Consider the following 20467-nt stretch of genomic DNA (forward strand, 5'->3'; position numbering starts at 1 on the left):
AAAATCTACTTAACCTGTTCAGGATGTTTTATTGTTAATGAAATAAAACACATGCTAAAACCTAAACCTGAAATTGCTCCTCCTATAGTTTCCCAAGGTTCTACTTCATACATATAATACCCTAAAATTACTCCTAGAATCGTTAATATTATACCGATATAAAGCAATGTTTTTCTGTTATTATATAATTTTTCTTGCATATTAATTACTAACTTCGGATGGATAAAATTCGTTAATTACTTTTAATTCGGTACGAAAAGCTACCATTTTATCAGCAAACTTTATAAATCCGTCGTTACGTAATTTATCTGCATGATGCTGGTAATATTCATCCAAATCTTCTCTGGTTTTTGCAGTATATTGAATTGAGTAAGTTATTCCTCCCATTTCTTCGTCTACCAAAACCTGTGTCATTTTTGCACTAATAAATTTTCCTGTAGCCAACACTTCCGGAATATGACTTTCTATCCACACTAACCATTCGTTGTGAACACTATTATCTATATTAATTGTTACGTTGTATATATACATATTTTTTGAATGAAGAAATGCAACAATGAAGTATTGTTACATTGATTAATTAAATATTGTCTCCCCTTAATTTTCGGTATTTTTTTCTGGCATCTACCAAATAAATACTAGATGGATGCTCAAAAATAATCTTTTGGTAGTATTCTGAGGCTTTTTCTGGTTGATTTAATTCGTTTTTATACAATTCTGCCATATAATATAAAACATCATCAACATATATGCCTTCTTTGTCTAACGTTAGGATTTTTTCATAATTTGAAATCGCTTCATTAAAGATCTTCTTTTTAGTATAGATTTTTCCTAGTTTGAACAACGCTTCATCTTCAATTGATTGCCCTTTAAAATCTACCAAAACTTGATCTAAAATAGCTATAGCTTCGTCGTTTTTATTTTGAAAAGCTAACAAATCGGCTTTGGCGTATTGTTGCAGTCCGTTGGGTAAGCTATCTTTAGGTTCATTATCTGAAATGGTTAAGAATAATTCTGCAGCATCATTAGCAATAAGTTGGCTTGCTGATTTTTTTAATACTTTCAACTGAGCTTTTGCCCATTTAAAATCGTTTTTAAAATAGGAAGTTTGTGCTACTTTAAAACGAGCTTCTTGTGCCAATGAATGGTTTTGAAACTGATTTTGAACCTGTGTATAATAAATCAATGCTTTATTGTAAAGACCTTGATAAACCAATACATCGGCCAGTTTTATTTTAGCTTTTCCTTTTTGATAGTTAGAAGTTGCAAAAGGCAATGCCTGCTCTAAAACTTCTTTTGCTTTTTTAGGCTGATTTTTATCAAAGGTCAAAAAATCGGCATACGCCATCTGAATAGAAAATGTATTGTTATTTATACCGTATTCAGTGAAAAGGTCTTGAAATTGTTGCTCAACATTAGGATTTTTTGTTTCAACATCAATCAATAAATTCATGTGTATTGCATTGAATTTATCTCTCGGATAACTTGTTTTGTCTATAACAAAATCAAAGCATTGTTTTGCTGCTTGGTAATCTTTATTCATAAAAGCAATTTGCCCTAGTTGATTTACTCCAGCTAAATTATCAGCATTTCTAGCATACAATGCCTTTTCTTGAATAAAAGCTTTACTATATTCTTTTTGCTTTGTAAACAACCAACTTAATAAATCATTCCATTCTTCTTTTGGATTGCTAGCAGATTTACGCAATAAAGCTTTTTTGAACAAAATGTTGTTTTCATCTTCACTATCGTCAGAAATATAACGAGCAGTAAATCGTTTTACGGTATTTAACTGATTTTCATTTTGATCTAAAAAATTGATGTATTCATTAAACATCTGGTCAAAATCACCTTTTTCACCATAAATCTGTGCTATTTGAAATCCGTAATTCGAATTTTTATTTCCCGCTGATGCTTTTTGATAAGCTTCAATTGCATAATCTAACTTACTATATTCTTTAAACAATCCTGCAATGGTGGCTGCATAGCTTGGTTTTTCATCTATACTATTAATGGCTTTATTGTAATATTCTGTAGCTTTTTCTATTTGTTGTTGACGCTCAAAATTATAGCCTACTAATACATTCAAAAAAGAAAGATTAGGCTGTTGTTTTAATTTTGATAGCAATAAATTTTCTGCTTTTGGAAAGGCACCTAATTCTTGATAGCAAGCAATTAATCTTTTTAAATAAACATTGTTATACGGGCTTTTTTCTGACAAACGTTGATAAAACAATGAAGCTTTTTCAAATTCACCATTTCTAAAATAATTTTCTGCCAACACAAAATCATTACTTTGCGCCATGGAAAACATATTGTTTATCAGTAAAATAAGTATGAATATTTGCTTTTTCATCAATCAAAAATAGCGAAGAAATTTGTTAAATTATTATTAAATCCGTTCGTTTTCTAAAATTAGTTGTAACAATTTGGCATGAACTTTGTCTTAATAGAAAGAAAACTAAACAAATTTTTGAATTATGAAAAACTTAACTAAACAATACGAGACTGCAAAAAGAAATGCAAACGAATTTATGAAAGCAGGACTAATAACGCAATATTTTGAAGCTTTATTAGAAATGAACAAGTATAAAAGATTAATGACGGCAGTAATTGCCAACTAATATAAAGGGGGAAATCCAGCAGTCAGTTAGCGCGCAACTGACTACTGAAACACCAAACTTTATTAATTTATCTTATCAAATCCGCAGTAAGGAACTAATACTTCTGGAATGTTAATCCCGTCTTCTGTTTGATAGTTCTCTAAAATTCCTGCTAATACTCTTGGTAAAGCTAGAGAGCTTCCGTTAAGCGTATGTGCCAATTCATTTTTACCTTCTTTATTCTTAAAACGAAGTTTTAATCTGTTAGCTTGATAAGTTTCAAAATTAGAGGCTGAACTAATTTCCAACCAACGGTCTTGAGCCGTTGAAAACACTTCAAAATCGAAAGTTAAAGCCGAAGTAAATCCGGTATCTCCACCGCATAAGCGTAAAATTCTATACGGTAATTTTAACTCGCGTAAAATTTCTTTGATATGTTCTACCATTCCGTTTAACGCTTCGTACGAGTTATCAGGATGTTCAACACGAACAATTTCTACTTTATCAAATTGATGCAAACGATTTAAACCTCTTACATGAGCTCCGTAGCTACCTGCTTCACGACGAAAACATGGTGTATACCCTGTTAACGTAATTGGTAAATCACTTTCTTGCACCAATTCTCCTCTAAACAAATTAGTAACAGGTACTTCTGCTGTTGGAATCAAGTACAAATCATCACCCGTAACATGATACATTTGACCTTCTTTGTCTGGTAACTGACCGGTACCAAATCCAGAAGCTTCATTTACCAAATGTGGTACTTGAACCTCTTTATACCCTGCTGCTGTGTTTTTATCTAGAAAATAGTTGATTAAAGCACGTTGTAAACGAGCTCCTTTTCCTTTATATACAGGAAAACCGGCACCCGTAATTTTTGCGCCTAAATCAAAATCAATGATATCATACTTTTTTGCTAATTCCCAGTGAGGTAAGGCTTTTTCACCTAAATTTGGAATCACACCTTCTCTAAATACCTCTTCATTGTCTTCTTCATTTTTACCGGCAACTACTGATGCGTGAGGAATATTTGGAATTTGATATAATAATTCTTGAAGTTTATCTGCAGCTTCATTCAATTTTTCAGTTAATTCTTTTGATTGTTCTTTTAACTGACCTGTTTTTTCTTTTAACAAGTTGGCTTTTTGAACTTCACCCGATTTAAAAAGATTTCCAATTTCTTTGGATATTTTATTCGATTCAGATAACACATTGTCTAACAACACTTGAGTTTCTCTACGTGTTTCATCTGCTTTTAACACATCATCAATAATTGCTTCGGCATCAGCAAAATTACGTTTTGCTAATCCTTTCAAAACAGTCTGTTTGTTGTCTCGAATAAACTGAACTTGTAACATCTTTTTTAAATTTTAAGGTAGCAAAGATACGTGAAGCGTAAGAATTTAGCAACGTGTACTTATAGATTATTCTTTATATAATCTCTAGAAGTTTGCTCGTCTTTTTTTAACTGATTAATTAATTCATTAATCGAGTCAAATTTTTGTTCATCTCTCAAAAAATAAATGAGTTCAATATTGAGTATGTCTCCGTACAAATCTTCTTCAAAATCAAAGAAATGAACTTCTATAGTTTGATGATTCCCATCAACAGTTGGTCTATTTCCAATATTCATCATACCAAAAACTTCTTGGTTATGGATGGTAGATTTCACAACATACACTCCTGTTTTAGGAATGAGCTTGTATTCCTCTTCTACATCAATATTAGCAGTTGGAAAACCTATTTTACCTCCTAGTTGTTTTCCATTGACCACTTTTCCTTTTAAAGAAAAGTTATATCCTAAATATTTATTAGCTGTTTTTAATTCACCTCCAGCTAAAGCTCTTCTAATTTTGGTAGAACTCACAGCAACACTATCAATATCTTGGGCAGGAATTTCCTCTACAATGAAATCATATAATAGTGAATATTCTGTTAGCTGCTCAATATTTCCTTCTCTGTTCTTACCAAAATGATGATCGTAACCAATAATTAATTTTGAGGTATTTAACTTATTCACTAGTATATCTCTTACAAAATCCAAAGCTGTAAGTCGCGAAAACTCTTTACTAAAAGGATGAATAATTAAATAATCTAACCCTGTTTTTTCAAGCAATGCTGCGCGTTCGCTAATAGTATTGATAAGTTCTATATTAGCCTCTTTTTGCAATACCATGCGCGGATGCGGGAAAAAAGTAAGAAGTACAGATTTTTTCTGGTTTGCTTTAGCTTCTGCTACTAATTTTTCTATTATTTTTTGATGACCAATATGTACCCCATCAAAAGTACCAATAGTAACATAGGTTTTTTGGGGAGAAATAAAGTCAAAAATTGAATGGACGATTTCCAAGCTTTACGATAATTTGCACAAATTTACAAGTAAAAAATTAATATTAAAACAATAAAAAACAACTATTAATTTAATAAAAAAATACGCTTGTTTGTGAGAGAACATCAAAAAAATAGGTCAAATATTTTACAAATGAAAAAAAATTGTATTTTGCAGTTCAGTTAACAAATATTTACATTATGATCAAAAAATTATTAATTGCTGCATTCTTACTGTTAGGGAGCACTATTATGGTTGCACAAACAACCGTAACAGGTACAGTTAACGATGCATCTTTAGGAGGCCCTTTACCAGGAGCCAACATTAAAGTTTCTAGAAAGTCTGTAGGAACCACTACAGATTTTGATGGTAAATTTATATTGGAAGTTACAGATACACCTCCATTTACCATTGAAATTTCTTCTTTAGGTTACCAAACTAAAACAGTAGAAATTACCCAAAACAACCAAGACATAACGGTTGATTTAAGTGAAAACGCAACAGCATTAGATGAAGTGGTTGTGTCTGCATCAAGAACACCAGAACGAGTTATGGAATCTCCTGTAACTATTGAACGTTTTGATGCTAGAGCAATTAAAAACACTTCTTCTCCATCTTTTTACGAAGGTTTAGAGAATTTAAAAGGGGTGGATATTAACACAAGTAGTTTAACATTTAAATCAGTAAACACTCGTGGTTTTGCATCGTTTGCTAACGAGCGTTTTGTGCAATTAGTAGATGGTATGGATAATGCTTCTCCAGCACTTAACTTTGCTTTAGGAAATTTATTAGGATTATCTGAATTAGATGTAAAAAGTGTTGAAATATTACCTGGGGCAGCTTCTGCATTATATGGAGCGAATGCTTTTAATGGTATTATGTTAATGACTAGCAAAAGTCCTTTTAACGAACAAGGGATTAGTGTAGTGTTAAAAACAGGCCTTACAAGCCAAGAAGCAGCTGGAGATAATGAGTTTTACGACACCAGCATTCGTATGGCGCATACATTTAATGATTATTTTGCTGCAAAAGCAACATTGTCTTATTTAGAAGGAGAAGAGTGGCATGCTACAGATTACAGAAATACTACTGGAATTGGTGGAACATATATTCCAGGAACTAGAAACGCAGAGAACCCACAAGTAGGGGATGATCCAGGGTATGACGGTGTAAATGTTTATGGAGATGAAGTTGCTGTAAATTTAGGTGGTGCTATAGGTAAAGTTAGTAGAACAGGGTACAATGAAGTTGACTTAATGAGTAATGAAGCTAAAAGTATGAAGTTTGGAGGTTCTTTGCACTACAGACCTTTAGGAAATGATAGAGTTGAAATTATTTGGAACACTAAATATGGTAGAGGAAATACTATTTATCAAGGGCAAAACCGTTATAATATTGCTAATTTCTTTATGGAGCAACATAAATTAGAGGTTAGAGGTAAAAACTTCTTTGTAAGAGGTTATTATACTGGTGAAGATGCAGGAGATTCTTACGACACACGTTTTGCTGCTATTAACATTAACAGACAATGGAAACCAGACCAACAATGGTTTGAAGAATATGCAGCAACGTACCTTATGACAGGTTCACATGTTGCGGCAAGAAATCAAGCAGATAGTGGTAGGTTATTACCTGGTACTGCAGGATTCCGTCAAGCATTTGAAAAAGTTACTAACGATCCTGATTTAGTTACAGGTTCTAAATTTAGAGATCAAACTAGCTTGTATCATGCAGATGCTAACTTAAACTTACGTGATTATATAGACTGGGCAGAAGTTCAATTTGGTGGTTCTTACAGACAATATAGATTGAACTCTTTTGGAACTATCTATACAGATTATGATGGTCGTATTACTTATGATGAGTATGGTTTATACTCTCAATTACAAAAGAAAATGATGGATGACAGATTAAAATTGACTGCCTCTATCCGTTATGATAAAGCGCAAAACTTTGATGGTAATTTTTCTCCTCGTGTCTCTTTAGCATATGCAGCTGGTGAAAGTAAAAACCATAATTTCAGAGCTTCTTTTCAAACAGGTTTTAGAAATCCAACTACTCAAGATCAATACATAGGTTTAGCAACTGGAGCAAGTTATTTATTAGGAACAGCGCCAGATAACTTAGATAGATATTCTGTTGCTCTACAAGACCAATCAGGTAACTCCTATGATATTAGTGGTAGAGATGCTTTTGAAAGATCTTTTTCTTCAAATTCTGTTGATGAGTATAATCGAAGTGGAGATGAAAGTGATTTAGTAAAATCTAATTTTGACTTAGTTAAACCAGAAAAAGTAACTTCTTTTGAAGTAGGGTATCGTGCTGCAATTCCAACAGGAGAAAATAAAATAGGATTAGATTTAAGCGCATACTATAATGATTATCAAGATTTCATTTCTATTAAAGATGTATCTGTGCCATTATATGGAACTTTTAACCCTGATGGTACGCCAGATGCAGATGCTGAAAGAGCAGCAAGAAATGGAGATTTAGCAGAGTTTGGTTTTAGAACTAATTCAAATGCAGATGTAAGCTCTTACGGGGTTGGGTTAGGATTAAATACTAAAATATTTAACGGATATACAGTAGGTTTGAACTATACCTGGTCTAAGTTTGATTTTGATGAAACTTCAGATCCAGACTTTGAACCAGCTTTTAATACACCAGAACACAAAGTAAAACTACAATTTGGTCACCCAAATTTATTTGAAAACTTTGGTTTTAATGTTAATCTTCGTTGGCAAGATGAATACTTATGGCAATCAACCTTCTTAGAGGCAAATGTAGATTCAAGAACAGTATTAGACGCACAAATAAATTATGAAATTCCTTCTATAAAATCTGTTTTTAAATTTGGAGGGTCTAATTTAACCGGTCAAGAGTATTTTAGTGCACCTGGTATTGGTGCTGTGGGTTCACAATTCTATGTGTCTTGGACAATTAATAACTAATAAAAAGATTTAAAATGAAAAGATATAATAAATATATTGGGTTATTCTTACTTTCATTAGGAGTAGTATCTTGTGATGTTAATAATGAATTAGACCCTATCATAGAGCCTACTGGTCCAAACGTAGCCTTAAATACAAATGGAGTAGATTTTTCTAATTATGTATCTGTTGGAGCTTCATTTACAGCAGGTTTTAGTGATGGTGCTTTGTTTCAAGCTGCTCAACAAAACTCATTTCCAAATATTTTAGCTTCTAAATTTGCTATGGCTGGTGGAGGAGAGTTTTCACAACCTTTAATGGAAGATAATATTGGAGGAATGTTTAACCCTCAATTAGGTGAAGTGCCAGCTGGCTTAGAACCTAGATTATATTTTAATGCCTTAGCAGATAGTCCTGGACCAGAAAGATTAGATGCTACTCCTAGTACTATAGTAGGGATGCCTGCATCTAATGCTATAGCATTTAATAACTTTGGAATTCCAGGGGCAAAAAGTTTTCACTTTGTTGCAGATGGATATGGAAGTCCAGCAGGTTTAATGGAAACTCCACCAACAGCAAATCCTTATTACGTAAGGATGAGTCCAGGAAATAGTGGAAACAATAATGTTTTAACAGAAGTAGCAATGAAGCAACCAACATTCTTTACATTGTCTGAAATAGGAGGTAATGATGTTTTAGGGTATGCATTGTCTGGAGGTGTTGGGGTTAACCAAACAGGAAATCTTGATCCTTCTACTTATGGCAGTTCAGATATTACAGATCCAAATGTATTTGCTAGTGTATTTAATGGCATGGTAACCACTTTAACTGCTGGTGGAGCTAAAGGAGTAGTTGGAAACCTTCCATATATAACCTCCTTAGCACATTTTACTACAGTTCCTTATAATCCTTTAGATCCTTCTGATCCAATGCTTTCAGCTCAAATACCGTTATTAAATAGTGTTTTTGGAGCTATTAATCAAGTATATGCAGGAGCAGGACAACCAGAACGTTCTATCGTTTTTTCTGAAACAGAAGCAAATGCTATGGTAATTTATGATGAAGATGCTACTGATCTAACACAGTTTATTATTGACGGACTCCAAGCAAGTCCTACATTTGTGCCGTTTGTAGAGTCTTTAGGTTTACCACCACAAGCTGCTCCGTTAGTTGCTCAGTTATTAGGACAACAATACGGAAAAGCCAGAACAGCTACTTCAGCTGATTTATTTGTATTACCAAGTAGTGGTATTATAGGAACGGTAAATGAAGGTCATGCAGCAGCTTTAATAACTCAAAGTGGTGGATTATTACCGGCAACTTTAGCAGGGCAATTCTCTGCAGAAGGGATAACGCTTCCTTTGTCAGATAAATGGGTGTTAACACCACAGGAGCAAGCAGAGGTAAAAACAGCGACTGATGCATATAATGCGACAATTGAAAATATAGTAGCAGCTAATGCTAATGTAATTTTAGTAGATTTAAATGGTATTTTACAAAATGCTTCTACTATTGGAGTTAAATTTGATGATTATACTCTTACAACAGCTTTAGCTACAGGTGGTTTGATTAGTTTGGATGGAGTGCATTTAACCTCTAGAGGTTATGCTCTAATGGCAAACAAAATTTTAGAAGCTATGGATGGTATTGATGAAGATGGAGATGGAGTAATTGATATTCCTGGTTTTGGAACTAATTTTACCGAAGCTACTAATGGATTAGCAAAAGCTGATGATTTCCCAACGAATTATTCTCCTGCTTTACGTTAAGCAGATTTTAATCATAATGTGAAAAGGCTGAGGGTTTATACCTCAGCCTTTTTTGCTATTAAAGATGCATAAATATACTATACTTCTAAACCTTTACTATGTTTTCGTTTTTTATTAATGGAATATTATTAAATTTTAATAATAATTGTGCAACTGCAACAGTGTCACGCTCACAATACTCCACAATTCTGGGTAAGTTTTTTTGTTTGTAATAAACATTAGCAACTTCGCTACCATCAATATCTTGTTTTGGTGATGGAATTCCAAGAATATGAGTTAATAATTTTAAAGAAGTAAAATGCTTATAGTCACCAAACTTCCATAAATCCATAGTGTCTAAATGTTGTATTTCCCAAGGTTTTTTACCAAAAAGATTTAGTTTTTTTGGTAGAAGAATTTCATTAATAATCATTCTTCTAGCTATATATGGAAAGTCAAATTCTTTACCGTTGTGCGCACATAATAAATGCTTTTGGGTGTTAAAATGCTTGTTTATGAGTTGCTTGAAATCAAGCAGAATTTTTCTTTCATCATTACCTGCATATGAGGTAACTCGTAATTGGGTATTTCCATTTTTTTCAACAAAATAAGCTACGGAAATACAAACAATTTTTCCAAATTCAGCCCAAATACCCGCCCTATGATAAAATTCTTCGGCAGTAAACTCTTCTTTTCGTTGGTATTGAGTTTTGAGTTCATAAAACGTTTGCATTTCTTTTGAGACATCACTCCAATCTTCATGCTGGGGTACAGTTTCTATATCTAAAAACAAAATGTTTTGTAGGGTGTTTTTACTAATCATGCTCTTTTATTAAAACATAAGCACTTCCTGAATAGATATGCTCTTTATTATTTTCTTTTTCCAATGAAACATCTTTAAAAATAATTTTGATGTCAACATTTTTAAAGGCTGTTGTTACAGTCATTACCTCTTCATTAACAGCATTGGTTCGCTCTTGTTTTTTTAAGGAATCAACCAGTTGTGTACAATCAATAAAACCAACCTCATTTTCATTTTTACTTACTAAAATGAGCTTAGAATTCTTTTTTAAAGAAAAAGTATAATCGTTAATGCTATTTCTTTTATCGTTAAAATGATTAAAATGCATTCGCTTTAAATAATCATAGTTTTTAATATGGATAATTGCATTAATTTCATCTAAGTTATAATATCTAATTTCTTCAGCTAATCTAGATTCGTTTTCAACATTAATATTCAAACTATCCATTAATTTAGAGGTTAAACTCCACCAAGTAACTTCTTTGAAGGTATGTTTAGGATTGTAACCAATAATTGGCTCTAGTTTATCAATATCATTTTTGTCATTTAAATATTGGATGATAGATCTCAACCTGTTCTTTTTCTTATGAGTAGTAGTAAAATTGGTCGATTTGATATCATTGTATACTTTAGTAAACTCTTTTACCTGACTTTTAGTAGCCACAGAAAAAGCACCCCAAAATCCGAAGGAAACTAGCATCATCAAACCTGCTAAAATCAGCATAAAGAAACGTGTTTGCTTATGTTTACTGATAAGCATATACAAAGTCATAGCCAAAACATAACAAGCTAGTACTGCTACAAAATATCGATTCTCAGTAATACCATATTCTGATATTCTACGAAAAATAGCTACAAATAAAAGCACTAATAACGGAAGTAATAAAATATAAAACCACGGATGAAATCTTCGAATTGCCCTAGAATTAATGGTTTTTTCTACAGGGTTTACCAACAACTGAATTACAAAACCTAAAAATGCTAAAGCAGTTACTAAATAAGATACCCAACCTTTAGGTAAACTCCAATTGATAACAATTTTTAAGCTATAGGCATATAAAATGATGAGGTATAAAATTACTAACGGAATTAAAATGTACTTTACCAAAACTTCTAACGCTTTGGTGTAATGTATTGTTGTTTGATTATGAATTTCCTTCGGAAAATCAGAAAGATATATCCAAGTGTTTACAATACCCATGCAAACTACAAATACTTGAAAATAGCGCTTTCCGTCAAAATAAACGTTAAACAAATGCCTTATGGCCAACAAAGCCAATATAATACCTAGGTATAAGATTAAGGAAAAGAATAAGCTTCGTACAATAGCTGTAAAAATGGTTTTTAAGTAATTGAAATATGCATTTTTATCATATTTAAAAATAAACGGAGAAACAAAAACGAGTAAATGACCAGCTAAAAAAAAGAGAATGAATCGTGTAATATTAACATTATTCATGTCTTTAGTAGTGGTTAACGTACTAAAAAATATAAATAGAAAGGTAAGGGTTAGTAGAAATATCCATTCTTTATCTTTTTTGAATTGTTCTTCAAAGAAACGAGTAGCAATTAACCAGCTGATACCTAAAATAAAAGTGAGGATAACTTTGCCAGAAAACGTATTGTCAAAAGTTTTGCTTTCAATGGTAATTAAAGTATATAAAGTACCAATAACAGCCCAAGCCAAAGTAATAGGAAAACGTTGTAAGGCTTCCTTACTTCTTTGGGTAATTTCACCAAAAGAAGGGATGAGTTTCATAGTTTCAGTTTTTTATAAAGGTAGAATTTTTTTCAGAAAATAAAATGCATAAAAAAAACCAGTCTTACGACTGGTTCATTAAATCTTCAATTTCTTCGGCTTCAATTGGTATGTTTCGCATTAAGTTAAAAGGTTCTCCTTTTTCTTGAATAACCACATCATCTTCTAAACGAATTCCAAAACCTTCATCCGGAATATAAATTCCAGGTTCTACGGTAAATACCATATTGGCTTGCACTGGTTCATGTAACAATCCGTAGTCATGCGTATCTAACCCCATATGATGTGAGGTTCCGTGCATAAAATACTTTTTGTATGCAGGCCATTTCGGATCTTCATTTTGTACATCAGCTTTATCTAGTAAACCTAAACCTAACAATTCCGAAGTCATTAGTTTACCCACTTCAACATGATAATCTGCCCATAAAGTTCCCGGAACTAACATTTTGGTAGCTGCATCTTTTACTCTGTTAACCGCATTATATACTGCTTTTTGTCTGTCAGTAAATTTACCAGAAACAGGTATTGTACGTGACATGTCTGACGAGTAATTAGCATATTCAGCACCTACGTCTAATAAAATCAATTCTCCTGCTTTACATTGTTGGTTATTTTCTATATAATGTAACACGTTTGCATTGGATCCACTGGCAATAATTGGGGTGTAAGCAAATTTCTTTGATCTGTTTCGAATGAATTCGTGAATAAATTCGGCTTCAATTTCATATTCCCAAACACCTGGTTTTACAAAATTTAAAATCCTGCGGAATCCTTTTTCGGTAATATCACAAGCGGTTTGAATTAAGTCTAATTCAATTTGATCTTTAACAGAACGTAATCTTTGTAAAATAGGATTACTCTTAGCTACTGAATGTGCAGGGTATTTTTGCAATAACCACTTAGTAAAACGAGCTTCACGAGTTTCAGTTTCTACATTGGCGCGGTAATGTTCATTGGTATTTATGTAAACAGTTTCTGCCAAGGCCATCATTTCAGCTAAAACTTTTTCTAGATCTTGTAACCAGAATACTGATTTAATTCCGCTGGTTTCAAAAGCTTTTTCTTTGGTTAGTTTTTCACCTTCCCAAACAGCAATATGCTCATTGGTTTCACGTAAAAACAACACTTCTTGTAAATGCTCTTTTGGGCAATTTGGAAATAACACAAGCACACTTTCTTCTTGGTCAACACCACTTAAGAAAAAAATGTCTCTATGTTGTTCAAAAGGTAACGTACTATCAGCACTTACCGGATAAATATCATTTGAGTTAAAAACAGCTAAACTATTAGGCTTCATTTGAGCCATAAAGTTTTTACGGTTTTTAATAAATAAATCTTTGTTTATTGGATGGTATTTCATGTTGAATTATGATTTTTGATTCATCTACCTCAAAAATACATAAACTATGATTTAGCTACGAAGCCAAATGGCGTTATTTTATGTTTTTTCTAATCCTGCTCATGTGTCGGGTAGAAATGCCTAAAAAAGAAGCTAAATAATGCAGAGAAACCTCTTGTAGCAATTTAGGTTCGTTAGCAAGTAGTTTTTTATAACGTTCTTCTGGTGTTAGCGTGAGTAAATCAATACGATAATCATCAATCAAAAAAATCTGATTTTCAATTAAATTATAGTAAAACTGATGAAAAGCTTTGTTGTTTTTTAGAAGGTGGTGAAAAGCATCAACTTTTATAACTAACAAATCACAATCACTTAAGGCTTTAATATTTTTCCGAGACGGACTTTTTTGTAAAAAGCTTTTTAAGGCAGAAGTACAAGAATTTTTTAAAGCCAAATACGTGGTTTTTTCTTCTTCTAAAACCTCAATGGAATGTTGTAAAATTCCGCTTTCAATAAAACAGAAATGTGAACATATCTCACCTTTAGAAACAAAATAGTCGTTCCTATTCAGTTGTAAATATTCAAAAGAATTTAAAATTTCAGGAATTAAAGCATCAAGCTTCTCATCATTGATGATGCTTTGTAAATATTCGCCGAAGTTGATTTTAAACGTGTCCATTGAAAATTAAAAGTATAAAATATTAACTATCCTTATTTCTTTTAGGTTTTCTATTAAATCTGTTTTTAGAATTACTACCTCTGTGTTTTTTTACTGGAGTAGACCCTTTTTCTTCGTTGGGTTTTCTTCTGGGTTTAAAATTTTTCTTTTTTGAATCTTTTTGACGAGGTTTATTTTCTTTTGGTTTTTTTGTTGAAGGAGTATTTTGCTTTGGCTCATCATCCGTAGAAATATCAAAACCTCTCAACTCACCAATTTCTAGTTTTTGGTTTAGTAGTTTCTCAATGTTTCTAACATATGTTAATTCTTCATCAGAAACTAAAGAAATAGCTTCTCCGCTAGCTCCAGCTCTACCTGTTCTACCTATTCTGTGTACGTAATCTTCTGGAATGTTTGGTAACTCGTAATTGATAACATGTGGTAACAGAGGAATATCTAAACCACGAGCAGCAATATCTGTTGCCACCAAAACACGAATGGTATTATCCTTAAATCCTTTTAAAGCTTTAGTCCTAGCTCCTTGACTTTTATTACCATGTATTGCGGCAGCAGAAATATCTTTTTTATTAAGTTTTTCTGCTAATTTGTTAGCACCATGTTTGGTTCTGGTGAAAACAAGTACTTGACTCCAATTCCCATCTGAAATTAATTGGGTGATCATTGCTGCTTTTTTACTTTTAGGAACCTGATACATTTTTTGTGCTACCATTTCAGCAGTAGTATTTTCAGGTGCAGCTTCCACCATTACAGGATTGGTTAAAATTCCTTTAGCTAATTCTTTAATTTCTTTAGAAAAAGTAGCTGAAAACAGTAGGTTTTGTCGTTGAGTAGGTAAAAAACCAATTATCTTTTTAATATCACGAACAAAGCCCATGTCTAACATTCTATCGGCTTCATCTAAAATTAAAATATCAACTCTTTTTAATGATAATGCTTTTTGATCATATAAATCTAATAACCTACCAGGTGTAGCAACTAATACATCAATACCACCTTTTAAAGTTGCTATTTGCGCTTTGGGTTTTACACCACCGAATATTACGGTAGATTTTATATTGATATACTTACTGTAATCTCTAACATTATCGTAAATCTGAGCAGCTAATTCTCTTGTAGGAGTTAGTATTAGTGCGCGAATTGGTCTGTATTTCGGGTTTTTAGTATCTGTTATAATTTGTAAAATAGGTAAAGTAAATCCGGCTGTTTTTCCTGTTCCTGTTTGAGCAGATGCTAACACATCTTTTCTTTCTAATATTACAGGGATTGCTTCTTCTTGTATTGGAGATGGGGTTGTGTATCCTTTTTCTTTAACTGCTTTTAATAGCTCTTCTTTTAACCCTAATGATTTAAATGTCATAAATATGTATCCAAGAAATAAATTAAGTTTTATTTCTATTGAAGCGCAAAGGTACGGCTATTTATACTCACTTTTAAAAATAAGAAAGCATCTAAATGATTAGAAGCTTTTCTTTATTATATGATTTTTCTTTTGTCTAGTTTTTAAACTAGCTAGAAAAAAAGAAATTTATGAAGAGCCTAAGTGAAATAAAGGATCTCCCATATTTACAATTGGAAAGTTATTGCGAGCAATAATATATCCGTCATAAGGAGACTTGATGGCGAAGTTAGTTTCTCCATACGTGTCCATAATATGACCGATAACTTCTCCTTTTTTTACTTGCTCACCGTTTTTAACTGAAGTGTTAAAAATACCCGCAACTTTAGCTCTAATCCATCTTCTAGAATTGATTTTTATAGAAATAGGATTTTCAGGAATAACTACATTTTCATGAATCATGTTAAAATAACGTAAAATTCGAAGCGTGCCGTTAATTCCTTCTTGAATAGCATTTTCATTGAGTCTTAAAGATTCTCCTCCTTCATAAACAATGATAGGAATTCCGTGTTTAAAACATTCATTCCTAAAGGATTTTGAAATTAAAGAAGATTCGAAGACAAAAGGAGCATTAAAAATTTCGGCGAGTTTTTTTGCTTTGTCATCTTGCGGAGTATAGCGAATTTGAGGAAAATTACTGCGTTGTTCTCCTCCTGTATGATAATCAATTCCAAAATCTACATTTTCAGTAAGTTCTTTCATTAAATAATAGGCCATTCTACTTGCTAATGAGCCTTTTTTAGACCCAGGAAAACTTCTGTTTACATCTTTCCCATGCATGTCTCTTGAAAAACTTAAAAAACCGAATACGTTAAGTAAGGGCACAACTATTACACACCCACGGTATATTTTATAGTTTTTATCAATTAACATACGCCTTACCAATTCTACGCTATTGGTTTCATCACCATGCAACCCTCCTTGAAGCAAAACGGTAGGTCCAGCTTCTTTTCCGTTAAAAACATATACTGGAATTTCTATCAAAGTACCGGTTGGAAGTCTATCAATAGGTATTTTAATTAATTTAGATTCACCGAGACCAATTTTTTGTCCCCTGATGATTACCTCTTGATTTTTGAAATTTTGTTTGAACATTTATATTCTAAATATTTTATAATTTCTTCAGCAACATTTATTTTGGTATATGCTTCTATACCTTGCAAACCTGGAGTTGAATTTACCTCAAGGACTAATGGACCACGATTGGATCTAATCAAATCTACACCTGCTACAGGCAACCCTAAATAATGGGCAGCTTTTACTGCAATGCGTTGCTCTTCCTCTGTTAAATTTGCTTTAACACCGCTACCTCCTTTATGAATATTAGATCTAAAATCATCATCTTTTCCTTTTCTTTTCATAGAAGAAACAACTTTATCACCCACAACAAAAACACGTATATCTTCACTATTACTCTCTTTAATATACTCTTGTAGCAAAATGCTAGTGTGCAAACCATAAAAAGTGTCAATAATTGATTTTGCTGATTTTTTGCTTTCAGCTAACATTACACCTACGCCTTGTGTTCCATCTTGTATTTTAATAATTAATGGAGCGCCACCTAAAAAATCTATCTGTTCTGAAACATTATCTTTATTTACAGAGTAAATAGTATTAGGAATGGGTAATTTTTTATCATTTAATAACTGTAAAGTTTGCACTTTGCTATGTGAACAAGCAATACCTTGAGAGCTAGCAGTACTATATACACCATTCATTTCAAACTCTTTTACTATGGTAGATCCGTGTTTATTTACAGAAGTGCCAATTCTAGGAATGATTATATCAGGTTCATTAATAATATTATCTCCTTCAAAAATAATTTCTTTCTTTCCGTTATTTAGCCTGATAGAGCATTTAGTATGGTCTATAATAGAAACTTTATGTCCCCTTTTTTTAGCTTCTTTAAAAATTCTATTAGTTGAATAAATATATCCACTTAAAGATAGGATAAAAACATTCATAGTGGTTTTTTTACAAAGCTAATTAAAAATATAAATCAAAAACTATTTTTTATTTTTGAAGGAATCATATCTATTTTCCAAATGAAAAAACTTACACAATTACTACTTTTATTATCGCCAAGTATTTTTGCACAACAACCCGCAACTTCTTCAGAAATTGTTCAAAAAGCATTACAGCAAAAAGAACAAATGGTTGCACAATCATTAGTAAAGAATATTCCTTTTGAAAACATAGGTCCAACAGTAATGAGTGGACGTGTAGTTGATATTGATGTAAACCCAAATAACACAACCGAATTTTATGTAGGCTATGCTTCGGGTGGTTTGTGGTATACTAACAATAACGGAACAACTTTTACTCCCGTATTAGATAACTCTCCAACGCAAAATATTGGAGATATTGCTGTAGATTGGAAAAACGGAACCATTTGGGTAGGAACGGGTGAAAATAATTCGTCACGTTCATCTTATGCGGGTATCGGGATTTTAAAATCTACCGATAAAGGAAAAACATGGACAAATGTTGGGTTACATGATTCGCATCATATAGGTCGAATTTTAATCAATCCAAATAATCCTGATGAGGTAGTTATTGGTGTCATTGGTCATTTGTACTCTCCAAATGCAGAAAGAGGAATTTTTAAAACTACCGATGGCGGTAAAACTTGGACAAAAACGTTGTTCATTAATGAAAATACGGGGATAATAGATATGCAACAAGCTCCAAATAATTTTAGCGTTTTATATGCTGCTGCTTGGGAACGCGATAGAAAAGCATGGAACTTTGATGGTGATGGTGAACATTCAGCGATTTATAAATCTACCGATGCAGGAAGCACGTGGACAAAAATTTCTGAAAATAACGGATTTCCTAACGGAAGTGGTGTTGGAAGAATTGGGTTAGCTGTTTTTGATGAAAATACGGTGTATGCGTTTCACGATAGTCAATTCCGAAGAAAAAAGGAAGAAAAGAAAAAAGATAGCAATGTCATGACTAAAGAAGATTTTAAAACGATGAGTACTACCGAGTTTTTAAATCTTTCAGATAAAAAACTGAATTCGTACCTTAAAATGAACGGTTTTCAGGAAAAGTACCGAGCAGAAAATGTAAAACAAATGGTTCGTGCAGGAACTGTAAAACCAGTCGATTTAGCTAAATATTTAGAAGATGCTAACTCGTTATTATTTGACACTCCAGTAATTGGTGCGGAGGTTTTTAAAACAGAAAACGGAGGAAAATCATGGAAAAAAACACATGAAGGTTACTTAGACGATTTATATTATTCTTACGGATATTATTTTGGAGAAATCAGAGTAGATCCGCAAGATAAAAACGGAATTTACGTATTAGGTGTGCCTATTTTAAAATCGAAAGATGGAGGAAAAACATTCAAATCTATCAGTAGAGAAAATGTACATGCCGATCATCAAGCGCTTTGGGTAAATCCCAAAAAACAAGGTCATCTACTAGATGGTAATGATGGTGGGTTGAATATTTCATATGATGATGGAGAGAATTGGATAAAATTAAATCAACCTGCTGTTGGGCAATTTTACTCGGTGTATGTAGACAATCAAAAACCATATAGAGTATATGGTGGATTGCAAGACAACGGAGTTTGGGTAGCTAAACACAATGCTAAAATTGATAAATCTTGGCAACAATCGGGTCAAAATCCATACGAATCTATTATGGGTGGTGATGGAATGCACGTGCAAGTTGATGATAGAAATCCGAATATCGTGTATACAGGATATCAATTTGGAAATTATTACCGAATTGATAGAAAATCAGGCAAAAACAAATACATCCAACCAAAGCATTCTTTAGGTGAAAGTCCGTACAGATTTAACTGGCAAACGCCAATTCATCTATCAAAGCATAACCAAGATATTCTATATTTAGGAGGAAACAAGTTGCACCGTTCTTTAAACCAAGGCGATGATTGGGAAACTATTTCTGCCGATTTAACTAACGGAGGAAAAAAAGGAAACGTAGCGTATGGAACCCTTACATCGATTAGTGAAAGTCCGTTCCAATTCGGATTAATTTATGTGGGCTCTGATGATGGATTAGTTCATATTACTAAGAACGGAGGAGGAACTTGGGATAAAATTTCTAATTCTTTCCCTAAAGATTTATGGGTAAGTCGCGTAATTGCATCAAAACATAAAAAAGAACGCGTTTATGTAACCTTAAACGGCTATAGATGGGATGATTTTACACCATACGTGTACATGTCTGATGATTATGGTAAAACTTGGAAAAACATTAGCGGTAACATTCCAAATTCACCGGTAAATGTAATCAAAGAAGATCCTGCAAATGAAAAGGTATTGTATGTAGGTACTGATAACGGATTGTATACATCATTAAACAGAGGAGAATCTTGGGAGATCTTCAACAAAAACTTACCTAATGTTGCGGTGCATGATTTAGTAGTTCAACCGGAAGTAAAACATTTGGTAATAGGAACTCACGGACGTAGTTTGTACAAAGCTAACATAGCATCTTTACAAGATTTTACAGATGAGGTTAAGAAAAAGTCAACTCATATTTTTTCAGTAGAAAATATTACAAAACGTAACTCTTGGGGAAGTTCTTGGAGTAAATGGTTAGAACCTAACACACCAGAATTAAACATTCCTTTTTATGTGAATTCAAGCAGAAAAGTTACTGTTGATATTTTTTCTGATGAGGTAAAAGTAAATTCGGTAACTGTTGATGCCACTAAAGGATTTAATGAAGTTCTTTTTGATGTTTCTTTTAATGACAAAGGATTAAAAGCCTATAAAAAGAAAAATAAAGATGCTGTTTTAAAAGAAGCTAAAAACGGAAAAATGTATTTGCCAAAAGGAAAATATACAGTTAAAATTGATGGTGAACAACAAACTTTTGAAGTAAAGTAAAAAAGTTA

At 32.5% G+C, this 20467-nt stretch carries 16 protein-coding genes; 4 read left to right on the plus strand and 12 right to left on the minus strand.

Going from position 1 to position 20467, the window contains the following annotated elements; translation table 11 throughout:
• Window positions 1-5: 5 nt before the first annotated feature.
• Genes SLH33_RS07200 through SLH33_RS07210 form a run of 3 tightly spaced genes read right to left on the minus strand, consistent with a single transcriptional unit; the run spans window position 6 to window position 2305 of the window.
• Complete coding sequence (locus SLH33_RS07200) at window positions 6-200, minus strand: hypothetical protein (protein ID WP_320418408.1); 195 nt, start codon at window positions 198-200, stop codon at window positions 6-8.
• A gap of 1 nt (window position 201) precedes the next feature.
• On the minus strand, window positions 202-531 hold the full coding sequence (locus tag SLH33_RS07205; protein ID WP_320418409.1) for a DUF4286 family protein: 330 nt from the start codon (window positions 529-531) through the stop codon (window positions 202-204).
• A 49-nt stretch (window positions 532-580) separates the two neighbouring features.
• Window positions 581-2305 (minus strand): tetratricopeptide repeat protein, encoded by a 1725-nt coding sequence (locus SLH33_RS07210; RefSeq protein ID WP_320418410.1) that lies wholly within the window; start codon window positions 2303-2305, stop codon window positions 581-583.
• Window positions 2306-2480: 175 nt separating this feature from the next.
• Here SLH33_RS07210 and SLH33_RS07215 point away from each other — a divergent pair, with 175 nt between their 5' ends.
• Window positions 2481-2624, plus strand: coding sequence for a hypothetical protein (locus SLH33_RS07215; RefSeq protein ID WP_320418411.1), 144 nt, complete (start codon window positions 2481-2483; stop codon window positions 2622-2624).
• 62 nt (window positions 2625-2686) lie between these two features.
• Here the strand turns inward: SLH33_RS07215 and serS are convergent, their stop codons facing one another.
• Both serS and SLH33_RS07225 read right to left on the minus strand, forming a co-directional pair.
• Complete coding sequence (gene serS, locus SLH33_RS07220) at window positions 2687-3961, minus strand: serine--tRNA ligase (protein ID WP_320418412.1); 1275 nt, start codon at window positions 3959-3961, stop codon at window positions 2687-2689.
• Window positions 3962-4020: 59 nt separating this feature from the next.
• On the minus strand, window positions 4021-4953 hold the full coding sequence (locus SLH33_RS07225; protein ID WP_320418413.1) for a bifunctional riboflavin kinase/FAD synthetase: 933 nt from the start codon (window positions 4951-4953) through the stop codon (window positions 4021-4023).
• Between the two features lie 179 nt (window positions 4954-5132).
• On the opposite strand from SLH33_RS07225, the gene SLH33_RS07230 reads away from it, so the two are divergent.
• Window positions 5133-7883, plus strand: coding sequence for a TonB-dependent receptor (locus SLH33_RS07230; protein ID WP_320418414.1), 2751 nt, complete (start codon window positions 5133-5135; stop codon window positions 7881-7883).
• 14 nt (window positions 7884-7897) lie between these two features.
• Window positions 7898-9631 (plus strand): SGNH/GDSL hydrolase family protein, encoded by a 1734-nt coding sequence (locus SLH33_RS07235; RefSeq protein ID WP_320418415.1) that lies wholly within the window; start codon window positions 7898-7900, stop codon window positions 9629-9631.
• 85 nt (window positions 9632-9716) lie between these two features.
• Here SLH33_RS07235 and SLH33_RS07240 read toward each other — a convergent pair whose 3' ends face one another.
• The 7 genes from SLH33_RS07240 to SLH33_RS07270 form a co-directional block, all read right to left on the minus strand.
• A complete protein-coding gene (locus SLH33_RS07240; RefSeq protein WP_320418416.1) occupies window positions 9717-10433 on the minus strand; it encodes a 3'-5' exonuclease in 717 nt (238 codons plus the stop codon).
• Window positions 10426-12171 (minus strand): DUF4153 domain-containing protein, encoded by a 1746-nt coding sequence (locus SLH33_RS07245; protein ID WP_320418417.1) that lies wholly within the window; start codon window positions 12169-12171, stop codon window positions 10426-10428. The genes SLH33_RS07240 and SLH33_RS07245 overlap by 8 nt, the downstream gene beginning before the upstream one ends.
• 64 nt (window positions 12172-12235) lie before the next feature.
• Window positions 12236-13531, minus strand: coding sequence for an aminopeptidase P family protein (locus SLH33_RS07250; RefSeq protein WP_320418418.1), 1296 nt, complete (start codon window positions 13529-13531; stop codon window positions 12236-12238).
• A 73-nt stretch (window positions 13532-13604) separates the two neighbouring features.
• Window positions 13605-14189: a Crp/Fnr family transcriptional regulator gene (locus tag SLH33_RS07255; protein WP_320418419.1), complete on the minus strand. Its 585-nt coding sequence runs from the start codon at window positions 14187-14189 to the stop codon at window positions 13605-13607.
• Window positions 14190-14211: 22 nt separating this feature from the next.
• Entirely contained in the window at window positions 14212-15546 is a 1335-nt protein-coding gene (locus tag SLH33_RS07260; RefSeq protein ID WP_320418420.1) for a DEAD/DEAH box helicase, read from the minus strand.
• 168 nt (window positions 15547-15714) lie between these two features.
• Window positions 15715-16680: a succinylglutamate desuccinylase/aspartoacylase family protein gene (locus SLH33_RS07265; protein ID WP_320418421.1), complete on the minus strand. Its 966-nt coding sequence runs from the start codon at window positions 16678-16680 to the stop codon at window positions 15715-15717.
• Window positions 16647-17549 (minus strand): RimK family alpha-L-glutamate ligase, encoded by a 903-nt coding sequence (locus tag SLH33_RS07270; RefSeq protein ID WP_320418422.1) that lies wholly within the window; start codon window positions 17547-17549, stop codon window positions 16647-16649. The genes SLH33_RS07265 and SLH33_RS07270 overlap by 34 nt, the downstream gene beginning before the upstream one ends.
• A gap of 81 nt (window positions 17550-17630) precedes the next feature.
• Here SLH33_RS07270 and SLH33_RS07275 point away from each other — a divergent pair, with 81 nt between their 5' ends.
• Window positions 17631-20459, plus strand: a complete 2829-nt coding sequence (locus SLH33_RS07275) for a VPS10 domain-containing protein (protein ID WP_320418423.1) — start codon at window positions 17631-17633, stop codon at window positions 20457-20459.
• Window positions 20460-20467 lie beyond the last annotated feature (8 nt).

This window comes from Tenacibaculum sp. IB213877 (genome assembly GCF_034043975.1).
Taxonomy (GTDB): Bacteria; Bacteroidota; Bacteroidia; order Flavobacteriales; family Flavobacteriaceae; genus Polaribacter.

Excerpts from the sequence above, each read along its gene's own strand:
- SLH33_RS07200 (WP_320418408.1), bottom strand. The coding sequence starts at position 200 with ATGCAAGAAAAATTATATAATAACAGAAAAACATTGCTTTATATCGGT.
- SLH33_RS07205 (WP_320418409.1), bottom strand. The coding sequence starts at position 531 with ATGTATATATACAACGTAACAATTAATATAGATAATAGTGTTCACAAC.
- SLH33_RS07210 (WP_320418410.1), bottom strand. The coding sequence starts at position 2,305 with ATGGCGCAAAGTAATGATTTTGTGTTGGCAGAAAATTATTTTAGAAAT.
- SLH33_RS07215 (WP_320418411.1), top strand. The coding sequence starts at position 2,481 with ATGAAAAACTTAACTAAACAATACGAGACTGCAAAAAGAAATGCAAAC.
- serS (WP_320418412.1), bottom strand. The coding sequence starts at position 3,961 with ATGTTACAAGTTCAGTTTATTCGAGACAACAAACAGACTGTTTTGAAA.
- SLH33_RS07230 (WP_320418414.1), top strand. The coding sequence starts at position 5,133 with ATGATCAAAAAATTATTAATTGCTGCATTCTTACTGTTAGGGAGCACT.
- SLH33_RS07235 (WP_320418415.1), top strand. The coding sequence starts at position 7,898 with ATGAAAAGATATAATAAATATATTGGGTTATTCTTACTTTCATTAGGA.
- SLH33_RS07240 (WP_320418416.1), bottom strand. The coding sequence starts at position 10,433 with ATGATTAGTAAAAACACCCTACAAAACATTTTGTTTTTAGATATAGAA.
- SLH33_RS07245 (WP_320418417.1), bottom strand. The coding sequence starts at position 12,171 with ATGAAACTCATCCCTTCTTTTGGTGAAATTACCCAAAGAAGTAAGGAA.
- SLH33_RS07250 (WP_320418418.1), bottom strand. The coding sequence starts at position 13,531 with ATGAAATACCATCCAATAAACAAAGATTTATTTATTAAAAACCGTAAA.
- SLH33_RS07255 (WP_320418419.1), bottom strand. The coding sequence starts at position 14,189 with ATGGACACGTTTAAAATCAACTTCGGCGAATATTTACAAAGCATCATC.
- SLH33_RS07260 (WP_320418420.1), bottom strand. The coding sequence starts at position 15,546 with ATGACATTTAAATCATTAGGGTTAAAAGAAGAGCTATTAAAAGCAGTT.
- SLH33_RS07265 (WP_320418421.1), bottom strand. The coding sequence starts at position 16,680 with ATGTTCAAACAAAATTTCAAAAATCAAGAGGTAATCATCAGGGGACAA.
- SLH33_RS07270 (WP_320418422.1), bottom strand. The coding sequence starts at position 17,549 with ATGAATGTTTTTATCCTATCTTTAAGTGGATATATTTATTCAACTAAT.
- SLH33_RS07275 (WP_320418423.1), top strand. The coding sequence starts at position 17,631 with ATGAAAAAACTTACACAATTACTACTTTTATTATCGCCAAGTATTTTT.